The organism is Microbacterium barkeri (assembly GCF_027921765.1).
Classification (GTDB): domain Bacteria; phylum Actinomycetota; class Actinomycetes; order Actinomycetales; family Microbacteriaceae; genus Microbacterium; species Microbacterium barkeri.
The window spans coordinates 137971-162791 of record NZ_BSEJ01000001.1; the positions used below are offsets into that span (position 1 = coordinate 137971).

The 24821-nt window shown below is 72.5% G+C and carries 23 protein-coding genes; 21 read left to right on the forward strand and 2 right to left on the reverse strand.

Features of this window, described 5'->3' with window-relative positions; translation table 11 throughout:
- Positions 1-36: 36 nt before the first annotated feature.
- The 6 genes from frr to PKE79_RS00745 are packed head-to-tail and all read left to right on the forward strand — an operon-like array spanning position 37 to position 3948.
- Positions 37-591 carry a ribosome recycling factor gene (gene frr / locus PKE79_RS00720; protein WP_271171747.1) on the forward strand — a complete coding sequence of 185 codons (555 nt, stop codon included), beginning with the start codon at positions 37-39 and terminating at the stop codon, positions 589-591.
- 7 nt (positions 592-598) lie between these two features.
- Entirely contained in the window at positions 599-1588 is a 990-nt protein-coding gene (locus PKE79_RS00725; RefSeq protein WP_271171748.1) for a phosphatidate cytidylyltransferase, read from the forward strand.
- Positions 1585-2145: a DivIVA domain-containing protein gene (locus PKE79_RS00730; RefSeq protein WP_271171749.1), complete on the forward strand. Its 561-nt coding sequence runs from the start codon at positions 1585-1587 to the stop codon at positions 2143-2145. The genes PKE79_RS00725 and PKE79_RS00730 overlap by 4 nt, the downstream gene beginning before the upstream one ends.
- Positions 2146-2201: 56 nt before the next feature.
- On the forward strand, positions 2202-2936 hold the full coding sequence (locus PKE79_RS00735) for an aggregation-promoting factor C-terminal-like domain-containing protein (RefSeq protein ID WP_271171750.1): 735 nt from the start codon (positions 2202-2204) through the stop codon (positions 2934-2936).
- Positions 2937-2939: 3 nt separating this feature from the next.
- Positions 2940-3224: an Rv1322 family protein gene (locus PKE79_RS00740; protein ID WP_271171751.1), complete on the forward strand. Its 285-nt coding sequence runs from the start codon at positions 2940-2942 to the stop codon at positions 3222-3224.
- Positions 3225-3234: 10 nt separating this feature from the next.
- Complete coding sequence (locus tag PKE79_RS00745) at positions 3235-3948, forward strand: alpha/beta hydrolase (RefSeq protein ID WP_271171752.1); 714 nt, start codon at positions 3235-3237, stop codon at positions 3946-3948.
- On the opposite strand, the gene PKE79_RS00750 is transcribed toward PKE79_RS00745, so the two are convergent.
- The gene (locus PKE79_RS00750) at positions 3949-4998 is read right to left on the reverse strand and encodes an AI-2E family transporter (RefSeq protein WP_271171753.1); all 1050 of its coding nucleotides are present in this window, start codon (positions 4996-4998) and stop codon (positions 3949-3951) included. It abuts the gene before it with no gap.
- A 177-nt stretch (positions 4999-5175) separates the two neighbouring features.
- Here PKE79_RS00750 and PKE79_RS00755 point away from each other — a divergent pair, with 177 nt between their 5' ends.
- The 5 genes from PKE79_RS00755 to ligA are packed head-to-tail and all read left to right on the forward strand — an operon-like array spanning position 5176 to position 12694.
- Positions 5176-6993, forward strand: coding sequence for a DUF8094 domain-containing protein (locus PKE79_RS00755; protein ID WP_271171754.1), 1818 nt, complete (start codon positions 5176-5178; stop codon positions 6991-6993).
- A 38-nt stretch (positions 6994-7031) separates the two neighbouring features.
- Entirely contained in the window at positions 7032-7973 is a 942-nt protein-coding gene (locus PKE79_RS00760; RefSeq protein ID WP_271171755.1) for a tetratricopeptide repeat protein, read from the forward strand.
- A 13-nt stretch (positions 7974-7986) separates the two neighbouring features.
- Complete coding sequence (locus PKE79_RS00765) at positions 7987-9180, forward strand: cysteine desulfurase family protein (RefSeq protein WP_271171756.1); 1194 nt, start codon at positions 7987-7989, stop codon at positions 9178-9180.
- Between the two features lie 10 nt (positions 9181-9190).
- Positions 9191-10294 carry a tRNA 2-thiouridine(34) synthase MnmA gene (gene mnmA, locus PKE79_RS00770; protein ID WP_271171757.1) on the forward strand — a complete coding sequence of 368 codons (1104 nt, stop codon included), beginning with the start codon at positions 9191-9193 and terminating at the stop codon, positions 10292-10294.
- Positions 10295-10333: 39 nt separating this feature from the next.
- Positions 10334-12694 (forward strand): NAD-dependent DNA ligase LigA, encoded by a 2361-nt coding sequence (gene ligA / locus PKE79_RS00775; RefSeq protein WP_271171758.1) that lies wholly within the window; start codon positions 10334-10336, stop codon positions 12692-12694.
- Between the two features lie 6 nt (positions 12695-12700).
- On the opposite strand, the gene PKE79_RS00780 is transcribed toward ligA, so the two are convergent.
- Positions 12701-14404: a long-chain-fatty-acid--CoA ligase gene (locus PKE79_RS00780; protein ID WP_271171759.1), complete on the reverse strand. Its 1704-nt coding sequence runs from the start codon at positions 14402-14404 to the stop codon at positions 12701-12703.
- Between the two features lie 58 nt (positions 14405-14462).
- Here PKE79_RS00780 and gatC point away from each other — a divergent pair, with 58 nt between their 5' ends.
- The 10 genes from gatC to secF all read left to right on the forward strand — a co-directional run bounded on the left by gatC (position 14463) and on the right by secF (position 24795).
- Complete coding sequence (gene gatC, locus PKE79_RS00785) at positions 14463-14765, forward strand: Asp-tRNA(Asn)/Glu-tRNA(Gln) amidotransferase subunit GatC (RefSeq protein ID WP_271171760.1); 303 nt, start codon at positions 14463-14465, stop codon at positions 14763-14765.
- A complete protein-coding gene (gene gatA / locus PKE79_RS00790; RefSeq protein WP_271171761.1) occupies positions 14762-16291 on the forward strand; it encodes an Asp-tRNA(Asn)/Glu-tRNA(Gln) amidotransferase subunit GatA in 1530 nt (509 codons plus the stop codon). The genes gatC and gatA overlap by 4 nt, the downstream gene beginning before the upstream one ends.
- A complete protein-coding gene (gatB, locus tag PKE79_RS00795; RefSeq protein WP_271171762.1) occupies positions 16291-17805 on the forward strand; it encodes an Asp-tRNA(Asn)/Glu-tRNA(Gln) amidotransferase subunit GatB in 1515 nt (504 codons plus the stop codon). Before gatA ends, gatB begins: the two co-directional genes overlap by 1 nt.
- Before the next feature lie 283 nt (positions 17806-18088).
- Positions 18089-19063, forward strand: a complete 975-nt coding sequence (locus PKE79_RS00800; RefSeq protein WP_271171763.1) for a type IV toxin-antitoxin system AbiEi family antitoxin — start codon at positions 18089-18091, stop codon at positions 19061-19063.
- A gap of 199 nt (positions 19064-19262) precedes the next feature.
- A complete protein-coding gene (gene ruvC / locus PKE79_RS00805) occupies positions 19263-19829 on the forward strand; it encodes a crossover junction endodeoxyribonuclease RuvC (protein ID WP_271171764.1) in 567 nt (188 codons plus the stop codon).
- Positions 19830-19874: 45 nt separating this feature from the next.
- A complete protein-coding gene (gene ruvA, locus PKE79_RS00810; RefSeq protein WP_271171765.1) occupies positions 19875-20495 on the forward strand; it encodes a Holliday junction branch migration protein RuvA in 621 nt (206 codons plus the stop codon).
- Positions 20488-21528: a Holliday junction branch migration DNA helicase RuvB gene (ruvB, locus tag PKE79_RS00815; protein WP_271171766.1), complete on the forward strand. Its 1041-nt coding sequence runs from the start codon at positions 20488-20490 to the stop codon at positions 21526-21528. Before ruvA ends, ruvB begins: the two co-directional genes overlap by 8 nt.
- A gap of 87 nt (positions 21529-21615) precedes the next feature.
- Positions 21616-22062, forward strand: a complete 447-nt coding sequence (locus PKE79_RS00820; protein ID WP_271171767.1) for a preprotein translocase subunit YajC — start codon at positions 21616-21618, stop codon at positions 22060-22062.
- Between the two features lie 64 nt (positions 22063-22126).
- Positions 22127-23824 carry a protein translocase subunit SecD gene (secD, locus tag PKE79_RS00825; protein ID WP_271171768.1) on the forward strand — a complete coding sequence of 566 codons (1698 nt, stop codon included), beginning with the start codon at positions 22127-22129 and terminating at the stop codon, positions 23822-23824.
- The gene (secF, locus tag PKE79_RS00830) at positions 23824-24795 is read left to right on the forward strand and encodes a protein translocase subunit SecF (RefSeq protein ID WP_271171769.1); all 972 of its coding nucleotides are present in this window, start codon (positions 23824-23826) and stop codon (positions 24793-24795) included. The genes secD and secF overlap by 1 nt, the downstream gene beginning before the upstream one ends.
- Positions 24796-24821: the final 26 nt, after the last annotated feature.

Below are 24821 nucleotides of genomic sequence, written 5' to 3' on the forward strand. Positions count from 1 at the left end.
AGACTTTTCCCAGCACCACCGACGAATGGAGTCACCGTGATCGCGGACGTTCTTGCCGATGCCACTGCCCGGATGGATCGGGCCGTCGAGGCGGCGAAGGAGGACTTCGCGACCGTGCGGACCGGCCGCGCGAACCCGCAGCTCTTCCAGCGCATCCTCGTCGACTACTACGGCACGCCCACACCGCTCCAGCAGCTCGCGTCGCTCGCGAACCCCGAGGCGCGCACGCTCATCGTCACGCCCTACGACAAGTCGGCCCTCAAGGCGATCGAGGACGCGATCCGCGAGATGCCGAACCTCGGCGCCAACCCGACGAACGACGGCAACATCGTACGCATCACGATGCCGGAGCTCACGCAGGAGCGCCGCAAGGAGTTCGTCAAGATCGTGCGCACGAAGGGCGAGGACGCCAAGGTCCGCCTGCGCGGCATCCGCCGTCAGGTGAAGGACGACCTCGACGCGCTCCGCGACGAGATCGGCGAGGACGACATCGTGCGCGGCGAGAAGGAGCTCGACGCCATCACCAAGGCGCACGTGGACAAGATCGACGAGGCGCTGAAGCACAAAGAGGCAGAGCTCCTCGAGGTCTGACCTGGCGATGACGGACGTCCCCGGATCGGAGCCCCCGAGCGAGCCGCGCGGCGAGCAGGGCACGTTCCACGAGCGCGTGCACGCGGCGCGCGGCGAGTTCGAGCATCAGGTCGCGCATGCGCGCGAGCAGTTCGAGGAGAAGAACGAGCGCATCAAGCAGCGCACGGGGCGCGACCTCATCGCGGCGATCCTCGTCGGCGTCGCAGCGGGCGCGGCGGTCGTCGTCTCGCTGCTCGTCGTGAAGTGGCTCTTCGCCGTCGTCGCGCTGCTCGTGTCGGTGCTCGGCGTGCACGAGCTGTGGCGCGCGCTGCGCGACGGCGGCCGGCGCATCGACCTCGCTCCGCAGCTCGCGGCGGTCGTCCTCATCCTCGCCGCCGGCTACTTCGCCGACCTCTGGCTGCACTGGGTCGCCCTCTTCGCCGCCATGGCGCTCATCGTCGTGTGGCGCCTCCTCGCGCAGATGACGGCGCAGGACGGCCGCACGCCGCAGGACGTGCTGGCCGACGTGCTCGTCGGGGCATTCGTGCCGCTGTACGTCCCGTTCCTCGCGAGCCTCGCGCTCGTGCTCCTCCGCGAGGACCGCGGCGAGTGGTGGATCCTCGCGTTCCTCATCGTCGCGGTGGTCGCCGACACCGCGGCGTACGCATCCGGACTCGCGTTCGGCCGCCATCCGATGGCCCCGCGCATCAGCCCGAAGAAGACCTGGGAGGGATTCGCGGGCGCTGCCCTGGGTGCGCTCGTGGCGGGCGCGCTCCTCGCGCAGTTCATGCTGGGGATCCCGTGGTGGGCCGGTCTCGTCTTCGGCGCGGTCATCCTCTGCACGGCGACCGCGGGTGATCTCGGCGAGTCGATGATCAAGCGCGATCTGGGCATCAAGGACATGTCGTCCGCGCTCCCCGGCCACGGCGGAGTGCTCGACCGGCTCGACAGCATCCTGCCGTCGGCGGTGGCGACGCTCGCCCTGCACTTCCTCCTCTCACCTCTGGCGGTATCGTGACGGACTCCTCGACCACCCTGCCGTTCCCCCTCGCGACGGGCCGCGAGAAGGGGTACCAGCGCGACGCGGTGGATGCCTTCCTCGCTCGCGCCCGTGCCGCCTTCGAGCAGCAGGGGGACGACGAACTCGATGCCGAGCAGGTGCGCTCGGCGGCCTTCCCGCTCGTGCGCGGCGGATACCGGATCTCCGCGGTCGATGCGGCCCTCGCCCGAGTCGAGGACGCGTTCGCCGCTCGGGAGCGCGAGCGCGCCGTCAAGGCGGAGGGCGCCGATGCCTGGGTCGAGCGCACCCGCCGCGAGGCGCAGGTGGTGCTGGACCGACTCCAGCGGCCCGAGGGGGAGCGCTTCGCGCGCGTCGGCCTCCTGCGGTACGGATACGCCCGCTCCGAGGTCGACCTCGTGGCCGATCGCATCGTCGCCTACCTCACACAGGGCGCCCCGCTCACGGTCGAGCAGATCCGCCAGACGGCGTTCCGGATGACGCGCGACGGCTACCGCGAGGAGCAGGTCGACGCGGTCCTGGACGCGGTCATCGAGATCATGCTCGCCGTGCGCTGACCACCCGGAGGCCGGGTATGTCACAGTCGCATAACACACGCTAGACTCGAGGAACTGTGACTTCCGGACCCGAGCAGACCCGAGCCCTCACGCGCCGCGAGGCGCGCGCCATCGCGACCCAGCACGCGGCGCTCCTGCAGACGTCGACGCACGAGCGCACGCCCCGCCGTCGCGTGATGTCGGTGCTCGCGGGGCTCGCGGCCTTCGGCCTCCTGGGCGGCACGATCGTCACGACCGGCGCCTCGATGGCGCAGGCCGAGCAGGCGACCGAGGGGACGTCGTCGTTCGCCACGGCAGCCGACGAGGCGCAGGTCTACATCGCCGCGGCGGACCTCGCGCACGCGGGCAGCCTCGACTTCGGCGCCTACGAGGTGTACGTCAAGCCGACCCCCACGCCGACGCCCACCCCCGAGGTCGCGGAGGTCCCCGAGGGCGGCCAGCAGGCCCCTCAGCAGGAGAGCTGGGCCGCGCCGTTCGTCGCACCCGACCCCGGCACCGCGCAGGCGATCGCCTACGAGATGGTGACCGGCCGTGGCTGGAACGACAGCGAGTTCGCCTGCCTCGTCGCGCTCTGGAACCGCGAGTCGGGGTGGAACGTGAGCGCGTACAACCCGTCCAGCGGCGCCTACGGCATCCCGCAGTCGCTCCCGGGCAGCAAGATGGCGAGCCACGGCGCCGACTGGCAGACGAATCCCGCGACGCAGATCGCGTGGGGGCTGGACTACATCGGCGGCCGCTACGGCACGCCCTGCGGCGCGTGGGGGCACTCCGAGTCGGTCGGCTGGTACTGAGCCGTGCCGCGGTCGAACCGCCGCCGGCGCGACAGCGGCGGCGACGCCTCGCTCGACCGCCTCATCGCCGGCTGGCGTCGCACGGAGTTCCGGCGCGGACACGAGTGGTCGGTGCAGCCGGTCGGTCCCGGCCGCTCGGAGAAGACGTACGCCTGCCCCGGCTGCGCGAACCTCATCGAGATCGGCGCCGCGCACGTCGTGGTGTGGCGCGAGGACGGCGTCCTCGGCCCCCAGGCGGATCTCGCGGCGCGCCGTCACTGGCACACCCACTGCTGGAAGCTGTTCTGAGGAGGACCGGATGGAGATCCGCGGAGCCGCCCTGCTGCCCGCGCGCCGCGAGGACATCGAGCTGCGCACGTCCGACGGGCTGACGCTCGTCGGGGAGCTCGCGACGCCGCTCGAGCGAGAGCCGGTCGCGACCCTCGTCACGCTCCACCCGCTGCCCACGGCGGGCGGGTTCATGGACTCGCACATCATCCGGAAGGCCGCAGCGCGCCTCCCCGCGCTCGCGGACCTCGCTGTCCTGCGCTTCAACACACGAGGGACGACGTCCCCGCGCGGTACGAGCGAGGGGGCCTTCGGAGACGGCGTCGCGGAGGCGGCCGACCTCGCGGCCGCCATGGACCTCGTCGCAGAGCGCGGTCTTCCCCGCCCCTGGCTTCTCGGATGGTCCTTCGGGACCGAGGTCGCGCTCAAGCACGGCCGTCCGCATCCGATCGAGGGCGCCATCCTGCTCTCCCCGCCGCTGCACCGGGCCGGGGACGACGACCTGCGCGCCTGGCAGGGCGACCCCCGGCCGCTCGTCGCGCTCATCCCCGAGTTCGACGACTACCTCCGCCCCGCGGAGGCCGCCGAGCGCTTCGCGCTCATCCCGCACCTCCGGCTCGTGCCCGTCGAGGGCGGCAAGCACCTGTGGGTGGGCGAGAAGCAGACCGCGCGCGTGCTGAACGAGATCGTCGAGGTCGTGAATCCCGCCGCGGCCCCCCTGCCGACGGAGTGGCCCGACGCCTGATCAGCGCGCGTTCATGCGCGGGATGAGCACCTGCCGGTAGATGATCAGCACGCTCGCGGCCACCGGGATCGCGATGAGCGCGCCGAGGAGGCCCAGCAGCGCGCCGCCCGCGAGCGCCGCGATCACGACGACGCCGCCGGGGACGGAGACCGCCCGGCTCATGATGCGGGGTGACAGGACGTACGCCTCGATCTGCATGTACACGAGGTAGTAGACGGCGGCGATGATCGCCGTCGTGGGGGAGCCGAGTCCGGGGATGAGACAGGTGAGAGCGATGATCGTCGAGCCCGAGATCGTGCCGACGAGCGGGATCATCGAGCCCAGGAACGCGACGACCGCGAGGACGGTCGGGTAGGGCGCGTCGATGATCGTGAGGAAGATCGCGCTGAGCACGCCGTTGATCGCGGCGAGCGTGATCTGGCCCATGACGTAGTAGCCGACCGAGTCGGTGATCTGCTCGGCGATGTTCGTGAAGCCCTCGCGCTTCGACGCGGGCACCATGCGGTAGAGGGCCGACTTGAGCGACGGGGTCGACGCCGTGAGGTAGATCGTCAGGATGAGCACGATGAACGCGCCGAAGAGACCCTGGACGACATTGAGCGTGACGCCCACGACGCCTTCGCTGATCGTGTCGATGTTGCTCGTGAGCCAGTCGTTCACGAAGTCGAGGACGGTGTCGATCTCGAGCGTCGGGAAGGTCGCGAGCGACCACTCGCGCAGATCGTCGAGGAAGGTCCCGCGGTTGACGATGAGCGTGATCTGACCCACCAGCTGCCCGATCTGATCCACGAGCACCGGCAGGATGATCAGGACGATCCCGGTGAAGAGCCCGAGGACGGCGAGGATCGCGATCGTGACGGCCAGCCAGCGCGGCAGGCGGCGGCGCTCGAGCCACGAGACCACGGGGTCGAGGCCGAGCGAGATGAACAGCGCCGTCCCCACGTAGAGGATGATCGTCGAGAGCGACTGCAGGCCCTCGATGAGCAGCAGCCCCAGGCCGACGCCGAGCGTCGCGACGAGCGCGAGCCGGAACGGGTTGTGGATCTTCATACGCGCCCTTCTCCCGGCCGACGGCTGCGCGCCGCGGGCCTCTCGCCAGGATAGGGGTGCGTCGGCGCCGCGCCCGAGAGCGACCTGCTCGTGGGCGCCTTTCAGTTCGATTCGCTAACCTGAGCAGTCGGATGTCGAGACCCGCCGCCCTCGCGCGGGTCGGCGAGGAGTCATTTCGTGCGTTTCGTGTGGGCGGTTCTGGCCTTCGTGCTCGCGGCGGCGTCGTTCGGCGCCGGACTGGCGCAGCGCACCGTGTTCCTGGGCCCCGAGTCCGCCGAGCAGACCGTCTCGGTCGACGAGGAGCTGCCGTACCTCGTGATCGACGGCGACGCGTTCGCGCTCCGCCCCGGCGCGCAGACCCTCACGGTCCGGGGAGAGGGCCCCCTCTACACGGCCTACGGCCGCACCGCCGATCTCGAGGCGTGGCTCTCGGACCAGCGCTACAACCGCGTGAGCGCCGGCGACGGCGACGAGCTCGTGACGAGCGTCGTCGAGCCGGAGGTCGAGCCCACCGACGGCACGGAGGGGCGGAACCCGCAGGGATCCGACCTCTGGATCGAGGAGCAGACCGCCGAGGACGAGATCGTCCGGACGGATCAGCTCCCCGAGGGGATGAGCATGCTCGTCGCGGTCGACGGCAGCCAGCCGGCGCCGTCGGACGTGTCGATCGTGTGGCCGCTCGACCAGAAGACCCCCTGGTTCGGGCCGCTCATGGTCCTCGGCGGCATCTTCCTGGTGACGGGCCTCGTGCTGTACATCCTGGCGCTGCGCCACACCCGACGCCGGCGCGGCCCCATCCGCAAGGGCCCGGCCCTCCCTCCTGCCGACGGAGACGACGACGGCGCATCGAAGGGCGTCATCTCGACGTCGCGCCGCGGTCGGCGGGCGCTCGTCGCCGTGCCCGCACTCGGCCTCTCCGTCGGCCTGCTCGCAGGGTGCACGGCAGACTCGTGGCCCGAGCTCGGCGGCGCCCCGACGCCGACCCCGACCCCGACGGCGACCGCCACGCTCGCGCCCGATCAGCAGCCGTCCTCCCTCACCGAGGCCCAGGCCGACCGCATTGTCGGCGAGATCTCGGAGACCGTCGCCGCGGCCGACGAGAGCCTCGACATCGACCTCGCCTCGCACCGCCTCTCGGGCCTCGCGCTCGAGACGCGCGAGGTCAACTACCGGCTCCGCGCCGAGATCGAGGACTACCCGCAGGCGGTCTCGATCCCGACCGGCCCCGCGAGCATCGTCCTGCCGCAGGCCGTCGAGGGATGGCCGCGGACGGCGCTGCTCATCGTCGCCGACGAGGACGACACGACGGTCGCCCCCACGATCCTCTCGATGACGCAGGACGACCCGTGGTCGCGCTACCGGGTCACCTACCTCGCCAACCTCGAGGCGGCGGCCGAGACGCCGCAGCTCGCGCCCGCGTGGCTGGGTGCCGCGCTCGTCGCCCCCGACTCGCCGTTCCTCGCGCTGGCGCCCGATCAGGTGGCGGCGGCCTACGCCGACATCATCGGCCGCGGCGAGGAGAGCGAGTACGCCGATCTCTTCGACATCTCGAACGACGGCTTCCTGACCGCCGTGGCCGAGAAGCGCCAGGCGACGATCGACAGCTTCAACGAGACCGGCGCCGAGACGGGCACGATCGAGTACGCGCAGGGGGCGAACCCGACGCCTCCGATCGCGCTGGCCACGCTCGACAGCGGCGCGATCGTCGCGGTCGGCGTCGACGAGACCGAGACCGTCCGCCCGACGAACGAGGACGCCGTCATCCGCTTCGAGGATGACGCGGCCCTCTCCCTCCTCACGGGGGAGACCGAGTCGCCCACGGGCGTCGAGACGCGCTACACCGATCAGCTCTTCTTCTTCGTGCCCGCGCAGGGGTCGGACGAGCGGATCCGCCTGCTCGGCTACACGTCCGCCATCCAGTCGGCCGAGCTCCTGCCCGAGCCCGAGGACGCCGAGGCCTCGGAGGGCGACGCCGACGCCCCGGAAGGCGAATAGGCTCGAAGTCTCCCCATCCCCGTCTCGGAAGGTGATCCATGAGTGACGTCGCCCCCGGCGCCGTGCTGCGCGGCGCTGTCGACCTGTCGACGCTGAAGAACCGCCCGGCCGCGCCCGCGTCGCCCCCGGCGGGCGGAGCGCCCGGCGCGCCGGCGCCGGCGCTCGTCTTCGATGTCACCGACGCGACCTTCGGCGAGGTCCTCGAGCTCTCCCAGCGCGTGCCGGTCGTCGTCGACCTGTGGGCCGAGTGGTGCGGCCCCTGCAAGCAGCTGAGCCCCGTTCTCGAGAAGGTCGTCGTCGAGCACGGCGGCCGGCTCGTCCTCGCGAAGGTCGACGTCGACGCGAACCCGCAGCTCTCGCAGGCGTTCCGCGCGCAGTCGATCCCGATGGTCGTCGCCCTGGTCGCCGGACAGCCCGTCCCGCTGTTCACCGGCGCCGTCCCGGAGGAGCAGGTGCGCCAGGTGTTCGCGCAGCTGCTGCAGCTCGCGGCGCAGAACGGGGTCACCGGGACGGTCCCCGTGCCGTCCGACGGCGATGCGCCGGCGGACGAGGCGGCCGCGCCCGCCCTGCCGCCGCTCCACCAGGAGGCGTTCGACGCGATCGAGGCGGGCGACTACACCCGCGCCGCCGACGCCTACGAGCGCGCGCTCAAGGAGAACCCGCGCGACGCGGAGGCCTCGGCCGGCCTCGCGCAGGTGCGGCTGCTGCACCGGATCCAGGGCGTCGACCTCCACGCGGCGCGCGCAGCCGCCGCCGCGGCGCCGGAGGACGTCGATGCCCAGCTCCTCGTGGCGGACCTCGACGTCGCGGGCGGGCACGTCGACGACGCCTTCGACCGGCTGCTGGACCTCTTCGCAGCGCTCCCGTCCGATCGGCGCGCCCCCGTGCAGGAGCGCCTCGTGGAGCTCTTCGGCGTCATCGGAGCCACCGACGCGCGGGTCGTCCGCGCGCGCGGGCGCCTGAGCTCGCTGCTGTTCTGACCGCGCGGTCGCTGTGAGCTCGTACCTCGACCACGCCGCGACCACGCCGCTGCGTCCCGAGGCGCGCGAGGCGTGGATCCAGGCGAGTGCGCTCGTGGGCAACGCGTCATCCGTGCACGGCGCGGGGCAGCGCGCGCGACGCGCGCTCGAGGACGCTCGCGAGCGCATCGCGCGCGCACTCGGATGCGAGCCGATCGAGGTCGTCCTGACCTCGGGCGGGACCGAGTCCGTCAACCTCGCCCTCAAGGGCCTCTGGTGGGCGCGCGCGGAGGGGCGCGACGTGATCGTGCTGCCAGACGGAGAGCACCACGCCGTGCTCGACACGGTGGACTGGCTTCGACGCGTCGAGGGCGCCGAGGTCGCGCCGGTCCCGATCGACGACCGTGCGCGCATCGATCCCGCGGCCTTCGCGCGCGTCGCCGCCGATCCGCGCGTCGCGCTCGCGACCGCGCTCGTCGCGAACAACGAGACGGGAACCGTGCAGGATGCGCCCGCCCTGAGCGCGGGCGCGGCGGAGGCGGGCGTGCCCCTTCACCTCGACGCGGTCGCCGCGCTCGGGCACCTCCCGGTCGACTTCCGCGCGTGGCGCGGTTCCGTCGACGGCGCGCGCGGACTGGTCGCGCTGAGCGTCTCCGGCCACAAGGTGGGAGCGCCGGTCGGCACAGGCGCGCTCGTCGTCTCGCGCGCGGCTGCGCCGCACGCTCTGCTCCACGGCGGCGGGCAGCAGCGCGCGCTGCGCTCGGGGACCCAGGACGTCGCGGGCGCCGCGGCCCTCGCGGTCGCCGTGGAGCTCGCGGAGCGCGAGCGCGAGACCGAGACCATCCGGATGGAGAGGCTGCGCGCCCGCGTCGTCGGCCGCCTGCGGACCGAGCTCCCGGAGGCGGTGGTGCTGGGAGATGAGGAGCACCAACTTCCCTCCACCCTCCATCTCCTGCTCCCCGGCGCGGCCGGGGAGTCGATGCTCTTCCTGCTCGACCAGGCGGGGATCGCCGTCTCGACCGGGTCGGCGTGCCAGGCGGGCGTCAGCGAGCCCTCGCACGTGGTGCTCGCGACGGGCCGCACCGAGCAGGAGGCGCGGCAGGTCCTGCGCATCTCGTTCGGGCGCACCTCCGTCGAGGCCGACGCGGAGGCGATCGCGACGGCGCTGCCCGCGGCGTACCGCCGCCTCGTCGCACGCTCTGGCCCCTCCTCAGGCGGGCGCTCGTAGACTGGAGGGCATGCGCGTCCTGGCGGCCATGAGCGGCGGAGTCGACTCCGCGGTCGCCGCTGCGCGCGCCGTCGAGGCCGGCCACGACGTCGTCGGCGTGCACCTCGCGCTCTCGCGTGCCGGGGGCACCCTGCGCACCGGCAGCCGGGGCTGCTGCACCATCGAGGACGCGATGGACGCGCGGCGCGTCGCCGACCGCCTCGGCATCCCGTTCTACGTGTGGGACTTCTCCGAGCGGTTCCGCGACGACGTCATCGACGACTTCCTGAGCGAGTACCGCGCGGGGCGCACCCCGAACCCGTGCATGCGCTGCAACGAGCGCATCAAGTTCGCCGCTCTCCTCGATCGCGCGCTCGAGCTGGGCTTCGACGCGGTCTGCACGGGCCACTACGCGATCCTGCGCGATGGGCCGCGCGGCCTCGAGCTGCACCGATCGAGCGAGGAGGCGAAGGACCAGTCCTACGTCCTCGGGGTGCTCACGGCCGAGCAGCTCGCGCACACGTACTTCCCGCTCGGCGACACGCCATCGAAGGCGCTCGTGCGCGCCGAGGCCGAGGCTCGCGGCTTCTCCGTCGCGTCCAAGCCCGACAGCTACGACATCTGCTTCATCCCCGACGGAGACACCCGCGGCTACCTGGCCGAGCGCATGGGCGCGGCTCCCGGCGACATCGTCGACCGCACGGGCTCGGTCGTCGGCAGCCATGAGGGGGCGCACGCGTTCACCGTGGGGCAGCGCAGGGGGCTGCGGCTCGGCGTGCCGGCACCCGACGGAAAGCCGCGCTTCGTCCTCGAGGTCCGCCCGGTGTCCAACGAGGTCGTCGTCGGCCCGAAGGAGGCGCTCGCGACCGCCGAGATCGCGGGCGCGCGCTACACGTGGGCCGGTGCGGCGCCCGAGACGCCCGGCGAGCCGTTCGCGTGCGACGTGCAGATCCGCGCGCACGCCGACCCGGTCCCCGCCATCGCCGTCGTGCGCGGGGGAGAGCTCGTCGTCACGCCGGAAGCGCCCCTCGACGGCGTCGCGCCCGGTCAGACCGCCGTCATCTACGACGGCACGCGCGTCGTCGGCCAGTGCACGATCGACCGGACCGTGAGCGCCGTGCCCGTCGAAGCGTGACACGCCGCGGATGTCCGACCCGGTTCCTAGACTGAGAGCGTGACCGACGGCGACTTCGAGCTCCCCGACCTGACCCTCGACGAGGCGCGCGCCGAGGCGGCGACCCTCACCGAGCAGATCCTCCGCGCACGCGACGCGTACTACGGCGAGGACGCGGCCCTCGTCGACGACGCGACCTACGACGGATGGCTGCAGCGGCTCGAGGCGATCGAGCGGCGCCATCCGGAGCTGCAGGGACAGGACTCGCCCACCCAGACCGTCGGCGCGGCCGACGCCACGATGCTCGCGCCCGTCCAGCACGCCGAACGCATGCTGAGCCTCGACAACGTCTTCTCCCTCGAGGAGCTCGCGGAGTGGTGCGCGAAGACCCAGGCGTCGGCGGGGCGCGCCGTGCGCTGGCTGACCGAGCTCAAGATCGACGGGCTGGCGATCGCGCTGCGCTATGAGCACGGCGTCCTCACCTCGGCGGCCACGCGCGGCGACGGACGCGTCGGCGAGGATGTCCGCGTCAACGCGCTGCAGGTCGCCGGGATCCCCGAGCGGCTCTCGGGGACGGGCCATCCGCCGCTCGTGGAGGTGCGCGGCGAGGTGTTCATCCCGGTCGCGGCGTTCGAGGAGCTGAACGCGCTGCAGGCCCGCCTGCGCGAGCGCGTCGTCTCCGAGGCGGCGGCGCGCCCCGGATTCGACGAGGAGAAGGCTCGCCGCAGCGCCGACCGGCGCTTCCCGGCGTTCGCCAACCCGCGCAACGCCGCCAGCGGCGGCCTCCGGCAGCAGCTCGACAAGAAGGATGGGCTCGAGCTCGAAGCGGGCATCGCGCGGATCGAGTCGCTGCGGCTGTATGTGCACGGGATCGGCGCGTGGCCCGATCCGCCGGTCGCGTCGCAGAGCGAGGTCTACGGCCTGCTCGCCGAGTGGGGTCTGCCGACGAGCCCCTATCTGCGCACGTCGGACGACGTGGACGGCGTCCTGGATTTCGTCGCGCACTACGGAGAGCACCGGCACTCGGTCGAGCACGAGCTCGACGGCATCGTCATCAAGGTCGACGAGCTCGCCCTGCACGACGAGCTCGGCGCGACGAGCCGCGCGCCGCGGTGGGCGATCGCCTACAAGTACCCTCCCGAGCAGGTGAACACCGAGCTCCTCGACATCGTGGTCTCGGTGGGGCGCACAGGGCGCGCGACACCGTACGCCGTCATGAAGCCCGTTCTCGTGGCGGGCAGCGTCGTGCGCCAGGCGACGCTGCACAACCAGGACGTCGTGAAGGCCAAGGGCGTGCTGATCGGCGACACCGTCGTGCTGCGCAAGGCGGGAGACGTCATCCCCGAGGTGCTCGGCCCGGTGGCCGAGCTGCGCGACGGCTCGGAGCGGGCGTTCGTCATGCCCGAGACGTGCCCCGAGTGCGGCACGCCGCTGCGCCCCATGAAGGAGGGCGACATCGACCTCCGGTGCCCCAACGCGAAGGACTGCCCCGCCCAGGTGCGCGGCCGCGTCGAGCACATCGGCTCGCGTGGCGCGCTCGACATCGAGGCGCTCGGCGAGGTCACGGCGGCCGCGCTCACCCAGCCGTCCGTTCCCGCAGAGCCGCCGCTGCGCACCGAGGCCGGTCTGTTCGAGCTCACCATGGAGCAGCTCGTGCCGATCGAGGTGATCGTGCGCGACGCCGAGACCGGCGAGAAGCGCGTCGATGAGGCGACCGGCGAGTTCGTGCGCCGCGCCCCGTTCCAGCGGCGGGAGCTGACCTACCCGCCGGGCTGGGAGGATGCGACGCCGTCCGAGCGGCGAGCGGCGGGCGTCCGCAAGGACCACGTCGTGCTCCACCCGTCCGCTCAGGCCGAGAAGCTCCTCGAGGAGCTCGAGAAGGCCAAGACGAAGGAGCTGTGGCGCCTGCTCGTCGCGCTCAACATCCGTCACGTCGGCCCCGTCGCCGCGCGCGCCCTCGCCGGCTGGTTCGGCTCGCTCGATGCGATCCGCGCGGCATCGCGCGACGAGCTCGCCGCCGTCGACGGCGTCGGCGGGATCATCGCCGACTCGCTCCTGGACTGGTTCGACGTGGACTGGCATCGCGAGATCGTCGACCGGTGGACGGCGGCGGGCGTGCGCTTCCACACGCCCGGCCATCCGGGGCCCGGGGCGGCCGAGGCGGAGGGCGGTGTGCTCTCGGGTCTCACGGTCGTCGCGACCGGCAGCCTCGAGGGGTACACGCGCGAGGGCGCCCAGGAGGCGATCATGCGAGCCGGGGGGAAGGCCGCGTCGAGCGTGAGCAAGAAGACCGACTTCGTCGCGGCCGGGCCGGGGGCGGGGTCGAAGCTCGCGAAGGCGGAGGCGCTCGGCGTGCGCATCATCGACGCCGCGCAGTTCCACCTCCTCGTGACGGAGGGGCCCGCCGCGCTGGGGGAGTGAGGCCGGTCAGCCGCCCGACGTGAGCGCGAGGAGTCGCTCCCGCACCTCGCGGCGCAGCACTTTGCCGATCATCGAGGTCGGCAGCTCGTCGACGACGAAGACCCGACGGGGGACCTTGTACGGCGTGAGGATCCCGCGCGCGAACGCCCGGACATCCTCTTCGTCGACCTCGGCTCCCTCGTCGAGGACGATCGCGGCGACGACCTCCTCCCCGCTGTGCGCGCTCGGCAGCCCCACCACGGCGGCGTCGGCAACGGACGGATGCTGGCGGAGCGCGATCTCGACCTCGGTCGGCGACACGTTGAAGCCGCCCGTGATGATGAGCTCCTTGATGCGGTCGACGATCGAGATGAAGCCGTCCTCGTCCATCGTGACGACGTCGCCCGTGCGGAACCAGTCCTCGTGGAAGACCGCGGCGGTGGCCTCCGGCCGGCCGTAGTACCCGCCGAAGACCTGCGGACCCCGTACGAGCAGCTCGCCGGGGGCGCCCGGCGCTGCATCGCGCGACGGGTCGTCCGGGTCGGCGATCCGCACCTCGGTGCCCGGGAGCGGCAGGCCGATCGCGCCGGCCTTCCGGTTCTCCGAGACGGGATTGACGATGAGCACGGGCGAGCACTCGGAGAGGCCGTAGCCCTCGACGAGGTAGCCGCCCGTCTCCTCCTCCCACGGCACGACGAGCTGCTCGTCGAGCGCCATCGCGCCCGAGACGCCGATGCGCGTCCCGGCGAGCGACACGCCCTTCTCTCGCGCGCGCTTGAGCAGGCGCTCCGCGATCGGCGGGACGAGGGGCAGCACGGTCGCGGGGTGGCGTCGCGTCACGGCGAGCACCATGTCGGGATCGAACTTCGGGAAGAGCACGAGGCGCGCGGCCTGCGACATGGCGAAGGTGAGACACAGGGTCAGGCCGTAGGCGTGGAACATCGGGAGCACGGCGTACACGACCGTGCCCTCGCCGCGCGCGACGCCCGGCGTCCACGCGCGCGCCTGCGCGGCGTTGGCGAGCAGATTGCGGTGCGTGAGCGCCGCGCCCTTGGGATCGCCGGTCGTGCCGCTCGTGTACTGGATGATCGCGAGGTCGTCGGTCGCGGGCCGCGGGTGAGACGCCGGCAGCGGGTCGTGCCTGACGACGTCCTCCCACGCGTCGGCGCCCCGCACGGACGTCGTGAGCTGGGCACGCGTCTCGCGCAGCTTCGGCACGGGCAGCCGCAGCGCCAGCTGCATGAGACGCGGCATGCCGCGCGTGATGTCGACCGAGATCAGCGTCTTCACGGCGAGGTCGGCGGGGAACGCGCGCACGGTGTCGACGAGGGTGCTCCACACGATGGCGTGCTTCGCGCCGTGATCCTCGAACTGCTTGCGCAGCTCGCGGGGCGTGTAGAGCGGGTTGTGCTCGACGACGACGGCCCCGATCCGGAGCACGGCGTAGAAGGCGACGATGTGCTGCGGGCAGTTCGGCAGGATGATCGCGACGGGGTCGCCCTTGCGGACGCCTCGGGCGAGGAGGCCGGCGGCGGCCCGGTCGATCTGGGCGCGGAGGTCGGCGTAGTCCACGACCCGCCCGAAGAACTGCAGCGCGGGGGCGCCGGGGAAGTCCCGTGCCGAGGCGTCGACGAGATCGAGGAGCGATCCGCTGATCGGAGGCAGATCGTGGGGCACGCCCTCCGCGTAGGAGGAAACCCAGGGACGGGGCGGGTCGAACGGCTGCGTCACGCCTCCAGCCTAGGGGCGCGCAGCCGGAGCGCAGACCGCCACCGCCTAGACTTGTCGGGTGTCTGAAATCACCCCTGATCTCGTGCGCCATCTCGGTGTGCTCGCCCGGATCCAGCTCGACGACGAGGAGGTGACCCGCCTCACCGGAGAGCTCGACGCGATCGTCGACAACATCGCGAAGGTCGGCGAGGTCGCGACCTCCGACGTCCCGGCGACGAGCCATCCCATCCCGATGCAGAACGTCTTCCGCGCCGACGAGGTCGGCCGCATGCTCACGACCGAGCAGGCGCTGCAGAACGCGCCGGACGCCGACGGCGCCCGGTTCCGCGTGACGGCCATCCTGGGCGAGGAGCAGCAGTGAGCGACATCATCCGACTGACCGCCGCCGACCTCGCCGAGAAGCTCTCCGAGGGCGAGATCTCGAGCGTCGAGGCCACGCAGGCGCACCTCGACCGCATCGCCGAGGTGGACGGCGACGTGCACGCCTTCCTCCACGTGAGCGATCACGCGCTCGAGGCCGCCGAGGCCGTCGACCGCCGTCGCGCGGCGGGCGAGGAGCTCGGACCCGTCGCGGGCGTCCCGCTCGCGATCAAGGACGTGCTCGTGACGACCGACATGCCGTCGACGTCCGGCTCGCGCATCCTCGAGGGGTACATGTCGCCGTTCGACGCGACGGTCGTCGCCCGGGCGCGCGCGGCGGGCCTCGTGCCGCTCGGCAAGACGAACATGGACGAGTTCGCGATGGGCTCGTCGACCGAGCACTCGGCCTACGGGCCCACGCGCAACCCGTGGGACCTCGACCGCATCCCCGGCGGATCGGGCGGCGGGTCCGCCGCCGCCGTCGCGGCCTTCGAGGCACCGCTCGCGCTCGGCTCGGACACGGGCGGATCGATCCGCCAGCCCGCGCACGTCACCGGCACGGTCGGCGTGAAGCCGACCTACGGCGGCGTGAGCCGCTACGGCGCGATCGCCCTCGCATCGTCGCTCGACCAGATCGGCCCGGTCACCCGGACGGTGCTCGACTCCGCGCTCCTGCACGACGTCGTGGGCGGGCACGACCCGCACGACGCGACGTCGCTCGCGGACGCGTGGCCCTCGTTCGCCGCCGCGGCCCGCGAGGGCGCGCGCGGCGACGTGCTGAAGGGCCTGCGCGTCGGCGTCGTGAAGGAGCTTCCCGACAGCGGCTTCCAGCCGGGCGTCGCGGAGTCGTTCCGGGCGGCGCTCGAGACGCTCGAGGCGCAGGGCGCGGAGATCGTCGAGGTCAGCGCCCCGCACTTCGAGTACGCGGTCGCCGCGTACTACCTCATCCTCCCCGCCGAGGCCTCGAGCAACCTCGCGAAGTTCGACTCCGTGCGCTTCGGCATGCGCGTCGACGTGCCCGGAGGGACGGTCGAGGACGTCATGTCGGCCACGCGCGACGCGGGCTTCGGTCCCGAGGTCAAGCGCCGCATCATCCTCGGCACCTACGCGCTGTCCGCCGGGTACTACGACGCCTACTACGGCAGCGCGCAGAAGGTCCGCACGCTCATCCAGCAGGACTTCGCGCGCGCGTTCGCGGACGTCGACGTCATCGCGACGCCGACCGCGCCGACGACCGCGTTCCGCATCGGCGAGAAGATCGACGACCCGCTCTCGATGTACCTCAACGACCTCACGACGATCCCCGCCAACCTCGCGGGCGTGCCCGGCATCTCGATCCCGTCCGGTCTCGCGTCGGACGACGGGCTGCCCACGGGCATCCAGTTCCTCGCGCCGGCGCGCGAGGACGTCCGCCTCTACCGCGTCGGCGCCGCCCTCGAGGCGCTGCTCGTCGACGCGTGGGGCGGCCCGCTGCTGGACCGCGCGCCGCGACTGGGCGGATCGCTGCTCGAAGGAGGGGCCCGCTGATGGCCAAGGACAAGCTGATGGACTTCGACAAGGCCCTCGAGCTCTTCGAGCCCGTGATCGGCCTCGAGGTCCACGTCGAGCTCAACACGAAGACGAAGATGTTCTCCGAGGCGGGTAACCCCGCCCACTCGGCGTTCCACGACGCCGAGCCGAACACGCTCGTCGCGCCCGTCGACCTGGGTCTTCCCGGCTCCATGCCGACGGTCAACGCGGAGGCCATCCGCTCGTCGATCAGCCTCGGGCTCGCGCTGGGCTGCTCGATCGCGCCGTCGAGCCGGTTCGCGCGCAAGAACTACTTCTATCCCGACCTCGGGAAGAACTACCAGATCAGCCAGTACGACGAGCCCATCGCCTACGAGGGCGAGATCGAGGTGGAGCTCGAGGGCGGCGACGTCTTCCGCATCCCGATCGAGCGCGCGCACATGGAGGAGGATGCCGGCAAGCTCACGCACGTGGGCGGCTCGACCGGCCGCATCCAGGGAGCGGAGTACTCGCTCGTCGACTACAACCGGGCGGGCGTGCCGCTCGTCGAGATCGTCACGAAGCCGATCTTCGGGGCGGAGCATCGCGCACCCGAGCTCGCGAAGGCGTACCTCGCGACGATCCGCGAGATCGCGCGCGGCCTGGGCATCTCCGAGGCGCGCATGGAGCGCGGGAACATCCGGTGCGACGCGAACGTCTCGCTCCGCCCGCGCGGCGCCGAGCGGCTCGGCACCCGCACCGAGACGAAGAACGTGAACTCGATGCGCTCGGTCGAGCGCGCCGTGCGCTACGAGATCCGGCGTCAGGCCGCGATCCTCGCCGAGGGCGGCACGATCATCCAGGAGACCCGGCACTGGCACGAGGACACCGGCACGACCTCGCCGGGCCGTCCGAAGTCGGACGCCGACGACTACCGGTACTTCCCGGAACCCGACCTCCTGCCGGTCGAGCCGACCGAGGCCCTCATCGAGGAGCTGCGCGCTGCGCTGCCGGAGCCGCCCGCGGCACGCCGTCGTCGTCTCAAGACGGAGTGGGGCTTCACCGACCTCGAGTTCCAGGACGTCGCGAACGGCGGGCTGCTCGCGGAGGTCGAGGCCACGGTCGCCGCCGGCGCCTCGCCCGCGGCCGCTCGCAAGTGGTGGACGGGCGAGATCACCCGCATCGCGAACGCGGAGGGCCGCGAGCCCGCCGAGCTCGTGGCCCCAACCGACGTCGCCGCCCTCCAGGGGCTCGTCGAGGCGGGCACGCTCACCGACAAGCTCGCGCGCCAGGTGCTCGAGGGCGTCATCGCGGGCGAGGGGACCCCGCAGGAGGTCGTCGACGCCCGCGGACTCGCGGTCGTGTCGGACGACGGCGCCCTCGTGGCCGCGATCGACGACGCCCTCGCCGCGCAGCCGGATGTGCTCGCGAAGATCAAGGACGGCAAGGTCCAGGCAGCGGGCGCCATCATCGGCGCCGTCATGAAGGCCATGAAGGGCCAGGCCGACGCCGCGCGCGTGCGCGAGCTCGTCCTCGAGCGCGCGCAGCAGTAGCGCCACACGGGAGTCCGCGCCTCGGCGCGGGCTCCCGTCCGTGCGTCAACGCGCGTGCGGACCCCGGCTCATCCGGGCCTCGCGCCGAGCGGGGAGGCCCTGCCGCGGCGCTCGGCGCGCGCACCGTCGCCGGGCGCCGGCCTGCTGTCTCGACGGCGCGAGCGCGCGACGGGGCCTGTGCGCCGGGGTGTCGCCGTGTGCACGTCGTGCGCCGTCCGGCGCGTCGCGTCCACAGCGGCGCCTCGGCGCGGATGCGGCGTCGACGAGACCAGAGCCTGATGTCATGTCCGAGCTCGTCTCTCCGCCGATCCTGCCCTCGCCGATTCTGCCCTCGCCGATTCCGCTGCTCCTGCCGCGCGACTCGGATGTCCGTCTCGACCGCGCGCAGCAGCGGGGCAGGCTCGTGCGCCTCTTCCGCGGGGTGTACGCCGAGGCCGCGGCGTATCGCGGACTGAGACCGTGGGAGCGCTACCTCGCGCGCGTGCACGCCTTCGCCCTCCTCCATCCCGAGGCCGTCCTCTGTCTCGAATCCGCGGCGGCTCTGCAGGGCGCACCCGTCTTCGGCCACCCCGACGAGGTGCACGTGCTGACGGCGAACGGCACCTCCCGCGCGACCGCGGGAGTCCGAGCGCACCGGAGCGCCCGGCCGCGAGAGCTCGTCAGCGCCGCGGGCGTCACGGCGGTCGGCCCGGCCGACACCGCGCTCGATGTCGCTCGCCTCCGGCACCCTGTCATCGGAACGGCGATGCTCGACGCGCTCCTGCGACGCGCGGACGCACCGGATGGCGCCGAGCTGCTCCGACGGAACGCGCGGTGGAGGGGTGCCCGCGGCCGCGCGAAGGCGGAGGAGGCCATCCGATTCGCGGACGGACTCGCCGAGACCCCGCTGGAGAGCGCGAACCGGTGCGTCGTGGCGTGGTCCGGTTTCGAGGTCCCCGAGCTCCAGGTCGTCGTGCCGACGCGCGGTGGCGAGTTCCGCGTCGACATGCGGTGGCGCGCGGAGCGCATCACCGGCGAGGCGGACGGCGCTCTCAAGTACGACGGCTCGCGGGGCGCTCCCGCGGAGGCCATCCTCGCCGAGAAGCGGCGAGAGCGCTTCCTTCGCGAGTGCGGCGAGGTCGTGCGGTGGGGATGGTCGGAGGTGCGGGCGCCCGCGGAGCTGATCGCCGCGCTCCGCACCGTGGGGCTGCCGCAGCGTCGCGCACCCCGCGACGCTCTGCTCATGACGCTTCCCGCTGCGCTCGGCGCGCGCCCGTGAGACCGCGAACCAGCGCCGAGACTGCGCCCGGGCGCCCAGGGGCGCGACGGCGGCGCGCCTCCGGGCGCGGGCGCGCACTCTCGTCGCCGGGCCGCACTCTCGGCGCCGGGCCGGCGTGTCGGCGCCGAGGCCGGATTCCGGCGCGGGGGCTCCGGCGCGGGGTCCCGGGGCGGATGCCACGGGCGCGTAGCGTGGAGGCATGCGCGTGCTCGGCATCGACCCCGGACTCACCCGCTGCGGAGTGGGCGTCGTCGACGTGCAGCGCGATCGCACCGCCGCGCTCGTGCACGTGGGCGTCGTCCGGTCGCCCGTCGACGCGACCGTGGCCGAGCGGCTCGCGATCATCGCGCGCGGCATCCGCGAGGTGCTGGCCGCGCACACGCCCGACGTCGTGGCCGTGGAGCGCGTGTTCGCGCAGCAGAACCGCTCGACCGTGATGGGAACGGCCCAGGCGGCCGGCGTCGCGCTGCTCCTCGCCGCGGAGGCGGGGCTGCCGACAGCGACCCACACGCCCAGCGAGGTCAAGGCGGCGATCACGGGCTACGGCTCGGCCGACAAGCTCCAGGTGCAGACGATGGTCGCGCGGGTCCTGCGGCTCGACGAGCTGCCACGCCCGGCCGACGCCGCCGACGCGCTCGCGCTCGCGCTCTGCCACGCATGGCGGGGCGGCCCCGCTCCGACCGCGGCGACGGCGGACGCGCTCACCCCCGCCCAGCGGGCCTGGGCGGCCGCGGAGCGGCGCACGCGCGGCGCGGTCGCGCGGTGAGCGTGTCGTCTCGAACATAGGTACGACGCACCGTAGGGTGGAGGGATGATCTCGTCTCTGCGCGGAACCGTGCTGCACACCGGCGCCGACAGCGTCGTCGTCGAGGTCGGGGGCGTCGGCCTGTCCGTGGCGGTCCCCGTCGACGTCGCCCGCACCGCGCGGACGGGGGAGCAGATCCTCCTGCACACGCACCTCATCGTCCGCGAGGATCAGCTCGCGCTGTTCGGGTTCGCCGAGCGCGACGAGCTCGAGGTGTTCGCGATCCTCCTCGGCGTGACGGGCGTGGGCCCGAAGTCGGCGCTCGGCGTGCTGTCGGGCCTCACGATCGACCAGATCGCCGAGGCCGTCGCGAACGAGGACGACAAGCCGTTCCGGAAGGTGTCCGGCATCGGGCCGAAGACCGCCAAGCTCATCGCCCTGCAGCTCCAGGGCAAGCTCGCCGCCCCCGCGCCGTCGGCGGGGCGCGTCGGCGGCGCCCCGCACGACGTCGTCTCGCAGGTCACGCAGGCGGTGACGGGGCTCGGATGGCCCGAGCGCGTCGCCTCCGATGCGGTGGCCGCGGCCGCGGAGACCGCGTCCGACGCGGATCGCGCCTCGGTCCAGGCGCTGCTGCGCCTCACGCTCGCGGCGCTGGGCCCCGCGCAGCCGGGAGGCGCACGTGGCTGAGCGCGACATCGCATCGCCCGAGCCCGCAGACGACACCGAGCTCGCGATCGAGGGGGCGCTGCGTCCCGCGAGCCTCGAGGAGTTCGTCGGCCAGCACAAGGTGCGCGGCCAGCTCCAGCTCCTCCTCGACGCCGCGCGCATCCAGGACCGCCCCGCCGACCACATCCTCCTGGCCGGACCGCCCGGCCTCGGCAAGACGACGCTCGCCATGATCGTCGCGCACGAGAGCGGCCGCCCGCTGCGGATGTCGAGCGGCCCGGCCATCCAGCACGCGGGCGACCTCGCGGCGCTCCTGTCGAGCCTCGTGCCGGGGGAGGTGCTGTTCATCGACGAGATCCACCGGATGGCACGCACGGCCGAGGAGATGCTCTACCTCGCGATGGAGGACTTCCGGATCGACATCATGGTCGGCAAGGGAGCCGGCGCGACGAGCATCCCGCTCGACCTGGCGCCGTTCACCCTCGTGGGCGCGACGACGCGGTCGGGAATGCTGCCGAACCCGCTGCGCGACCGGTTCGGCTTCACGGCGCACCTCGAGTACTACGAGCCGGAGGAGCTCGAGCAGGTCATCGCGCGCTCGGCGCGGGTGATCGGGATGGACCTCGCCGGTCCGCAGCGCGAGGAGATCGCTCGCCGATCACGCGGGACGCCCCGCATCGCGAACCGGCTGCTGCGACGCGTGCGCGACTTCGCGCTCGTGCGTGCAGGCGGCAGGGCGGCGACCCTCGAGGACGTCCGCGCGGCGCTCGAGCTGTACGACGTCGACCGCATCGGGCTCGATCGCCTCGACCGGGCGGTGCTCGACGCGCTCGTGCGGCGGTTCCGCGGCGGCCCCGTCGGGCTCGGCACGCTCGCGGTGTCGGTCGGGGAGGAGGCCGACACGGTCGAGAGCGTGGTCGAGCCGTACCTCGTCCGCATCGGCTTCATGGGGCGCACGCCCCGGGGCCGGATCGCGACCCCCGAGGCCTACGCGCACCTCGGCGTCGCCCACGCCGCGCACGGGCAGACGCCGCTGAAACTCGATGACCTATAATCGCTGAAGACTTCGCGTCGGGCTCTCCGGCGTCGTCACCCTCCCGAGCCGATGACGGCTCACGCACGTCTGAAAGGCGCTTCCTCCATGGATATCCTCCTCCTCGTCGTCCTGGCCGCGCTGCTGGTGTTCATGTTCATCAGCTCGCGCCGCCGCACCAAGAAGATGAAGGAGGAGCAGGAGCGCCGCCAGCTGCAGATGGTGCCCGGCGCGCGCATCATGACGCGCAGCGGCCTGTTCGGCACGATCGTCGCCTTCGACCCCGAGGACCTCACGAAGCCCGCCGAGGTCGAGATCGCCCCCGGCGTCGTGATCGAGGTGCACGCCCAGGCGATCGACCTCGCTCCCGAGACGGCCGTCGCGGAGACGGCCGACGAGGACGCTCCGGCGGACGAGGAGCCGGCCGACGCCGAGCAGGAGCTGCTCAACCTCAGCGGCGCCGACGTCGAGAAGCCCACGACCGACGACCGCACGCCGGACGCCGACGGCACGGGCTCGACCGAGCTCCCGGGCGACGACAAGCCCAAGAACTGACATCTCCCTGACCGGCCGGCCCGCGGAGAGCGGGGCGGCCGGCCGACCGGAAAGCTGACGTCCCGTGGCGACATCCTCACCCGTGCGCAGAGCGCTGCGCACTCTCACCGCCCTCCTCGTGCTGACCGCGGTGCTCTTCGGCATCAACGCGCTCGGCGTGCACGTGTTCCAGAAGAGCTCGTGGGTCCCCGAGCTCGCGCTCGACCTCCAGGGCGGCACGCAGATCGTCCTCGAGGCGCAGACCGACGGCGCGACCCCGACCGACGAGCAGATGCGCCAGGCGGTGACGATCATCCGCCAGCGCGTGGACGCATCCGGCGTCTCCGAGGCCGAGGTGACGACGCAGGGCGCGAGCAACATCGTCGTGCAGATCCCCGGCGTCGCCGACGACGCGACGCGCGAGCGCGTCCAGGCGAGCGCGCAGATGCAGCTGCGCAAGGTGCTGTACGCCAACCAGGCCTCCAACACGTTCGTGGGCGAGGACGGCGAGACGACGCCCTACCCGACGCCCGACCCGTCGCTTCCCGCGACGCCCACGGCTGAGCCGACCGCGGGCAACGACCCCGCGTGGATCACGCCGAGGCTCCAGGCGGAGTACCTCGCCTACGACTGCGCCCAGCCGAGCGACCCGGCCGCGGCGTCGCCCGATCAGCCGCTCATCGCGTGCGACGAGTCGGGCACGGCCAAGTACCTCCTCGGCCCGCTCGAGATGGACGGCTCGTCGATCACCGACGCGCAGGCGGTCGTGCAGCAGCAGAACGGCCAGTGGGCCGTGCAGCTGCGCTTCGATGCGGAGGGCACCGAGACCTTCGGCGAGGTCAGCCAGGCGCTGTACGGCCAGACCCAGCCGTACAACATGTTCGCGTTCGTGCTGGACGGGAAGGTCATCTCGGCGCCGACCATGGACGCCGTGATCACCGACGGGCGCCCGAGCATCTCGGGCCAGGGCATCACGCAGGAGACGGCGCAGACCCTCGCCGACCAGCTGAAGTTCGGCGCCCTGCCGATCAGCTTCGAGGTCGTCTCGTCCGACACGATCTCCGCGACGCTCGGCTCGCAGCAGCTGCAGATCGGCCTCATCGCCGGCCTCATCGGACTCGGGCTCGTCGCGCTGTACGTCGTCGCGATCAGCTACCGGGCGCTCGGCTTCGTGATCATCGCGTCGCTCGCCGTGATGGCGGTGCTCACCTACATCCTCCTCTGCATCCTCTCGTGGCGCCTCGGCTACCGCCTCTCGCTCGCGGGCGTCGCGGGCCTCATCGTGACGATCGGCTTCACCGCCGACTCGTTCATCGTCTACTTCGAGCGCATCCGAGACGAGCTGCGCGACGGGAAGACGATCACCGGGGCGGTCGAGGACGGCTGGGCGCGCGCGAAGCGCACGATCTACATCTCGAAGTCGATCAACATCCTCGCCGCCGTGGTGCTGTACATCCTCGCCGACGCGACCGTGAAGGGCTTCGCGTTCACCCTGGGGCTCACGACCGTCCTCGACGTGCTGATCTTCGTGATCTTCACGCACCCGGTCATGCAGCTGCTCGCTCGCACGCGCTTCTTCGGCGGCGGCCATCCGCTGTCCGGCCTCGACCCCGAGGCGCTCGGCGCCGTGTACCGCGGGCGCGCCCAGTTCCGCGAGCCCGTCGCCGTCGCGCCGCGCGCGCAGCGCGCGCGAGGGGAAGCGGAGCGACGCCAGACCATCGCGGAACGGAAGGAAGCCGAGCGCCTCGCAGCCGAGCGCGTCGGCAAGGAGGAGAACGTCTGATGCGCTCGATGGCACAGTGGGGCAACGACCTCTACACGGGCAAGGCGTCGGTTCCGTTCGTCGGCCGCCGCAGGACCTGGTTCATCCTCGCGATCGCGCTCATCGCGCTCTCGGTGCTCGCGCCGTTCGTGCGCGGCGTCGAGCTGTCGATCGAGTTCACCGGCGGGTCGCAGTACACCGTGTCGGCGCCGTCGAGCACCGACCAGTCGATCGCGACCGAGGCGGTCCACTCGGTCGTCCCGGACGCCGAGGCGAAGGTGACGGTCGTCGGCGGCGCCGACATCCGCGTGCAGACCTCGCAGATGTCGCAGGACGAGACGCGCGAGGTCTCCGCCGCCCTCGCCGAGGGGTACGGCGTCGATCAGGCCGAGGTGACCGACTCGTTCATCGGCCCGACCTGGGGCGCCGACGTGACCCGCCAGTCGCTGTGGGGTCTCGGCGTCTTCCTCCTGCTGACGTTCGTCATCCTGGCGATCTACTTCCGCACGTGGAAGATGTCCGTCGCGGCGATCATCGGCCTCGTCGACGTGCTCGTCATCACGATCGGGATCTACTCGCTCGCGGGCTTCGCGATCTCGCCCGCCGCCGTGATCGGCTTCCTGACGATCCTCGGCTACTCGCTGTACGACACGACCGTCGTGTTCGACAAGATCCGCGAGAACACCGCGGAGGATGGCGAGATCTCCGGCCGCACGTTCGGCGAGTCGGTGAACCTCGGCGTCAACCAGACCCTCATCCGCTCGATCAACACGTCGATCGTCGCCGCCCTGCCGGTGGCCGCGATCCTCTTCATCGGCGTGTTCTGGCTGGGCGCGGAGACCCTCTCCGACATCTCGCTGTCGATCTTCGTGGGCATCATCGTGGCCACGTACTCGACGCTGTTCGTGTCGGCCCCGCTGTACTCGCTCATGCGCGAGAAGGAGCCCGCCATCGCGCAGCGCGACGCGCGCGTGCTCGAGGCCCGGGCTTGACCGCGACCCCCGCACCGGCGCGCGTC

Bases quoted from the DNA above. Each gene is read 5' to 3' on its own strand.
- PKE79_RS00725 (WP_271171748.1), top strand. From the start codon at position 599: ATGACGGACGTCCCCGGATCGGAGCCCCCGAGCGAGCCGCGCGGCGAG.
- PKE79_RS00745 (WP_271171752.1), top strand. From the start codon at position 3,235: ATGGAGATCCGCGGAGCCGCCCTGCTGCCCGCGCGCCGCGAGGACATC.
- PKE79_RS00750 (WP_271171753.1), bottom strand. From the start codon at position 4,998: ATGAAGATCCACAACCCGTTCCGGCTCGCGCTCGTCGCGACGCTCGGC.
- PKE79_RS00760 (WP_271171755.1), top strand. From the start codon at position 7,032: ATGAGTGACGTCGCCCCCGGCGCCGTGCTGCGCGGCGCTGTCGACCTG.
- mnmA (WP_271171757.1), top strand. From the start codon at position 9,191: ATGCGCGTCCTGGCGGCCATGAGCGGCGGAGTCGACTCCGCGGTCGCC.
- gatB (WP_271171762.1), top strand. From the start codon at position 16,291: ATGGCCAAGGACAAGCTGATGGACTTCGACAAGGCCCTCGAGCTCTTC.
- PKE79_RS00800 (WP_271171763.1), top strand. From the start codon at position 18,089: ATGTCCGAGCTCGTCTCTCCGCCGATCCTGCCCTCGCCGATTCTGCCC.
- ruvC (WP_271171764.1), top strand. From the start codon at position 19,263: ATGCGCGTGCTCGGCATCGACCCCGGACTCACCCGCTGCGGAGTGGGC.
- ruvA (WP_271171765.1), top strand. From the start codon at position 19,875: ATGATCTCGTCTCTGCGCGGAACCGTGCTGCACACCGGCGCCGACAGC.
- PKE79_RS00820 (WP_271171767.1), top strand. From the start codon at position 21,616: ATGGATATCCTCCTCCTCGTCGTCCTGGCCGCGCTGCTGGTGTTCATG.
- secF (WP_271171769.1), top strand. From the start codon at position 23,824: ATGCGCTCGATGGCACAGTGGGGCAACGACCTCTACACGGGCAAGGCG.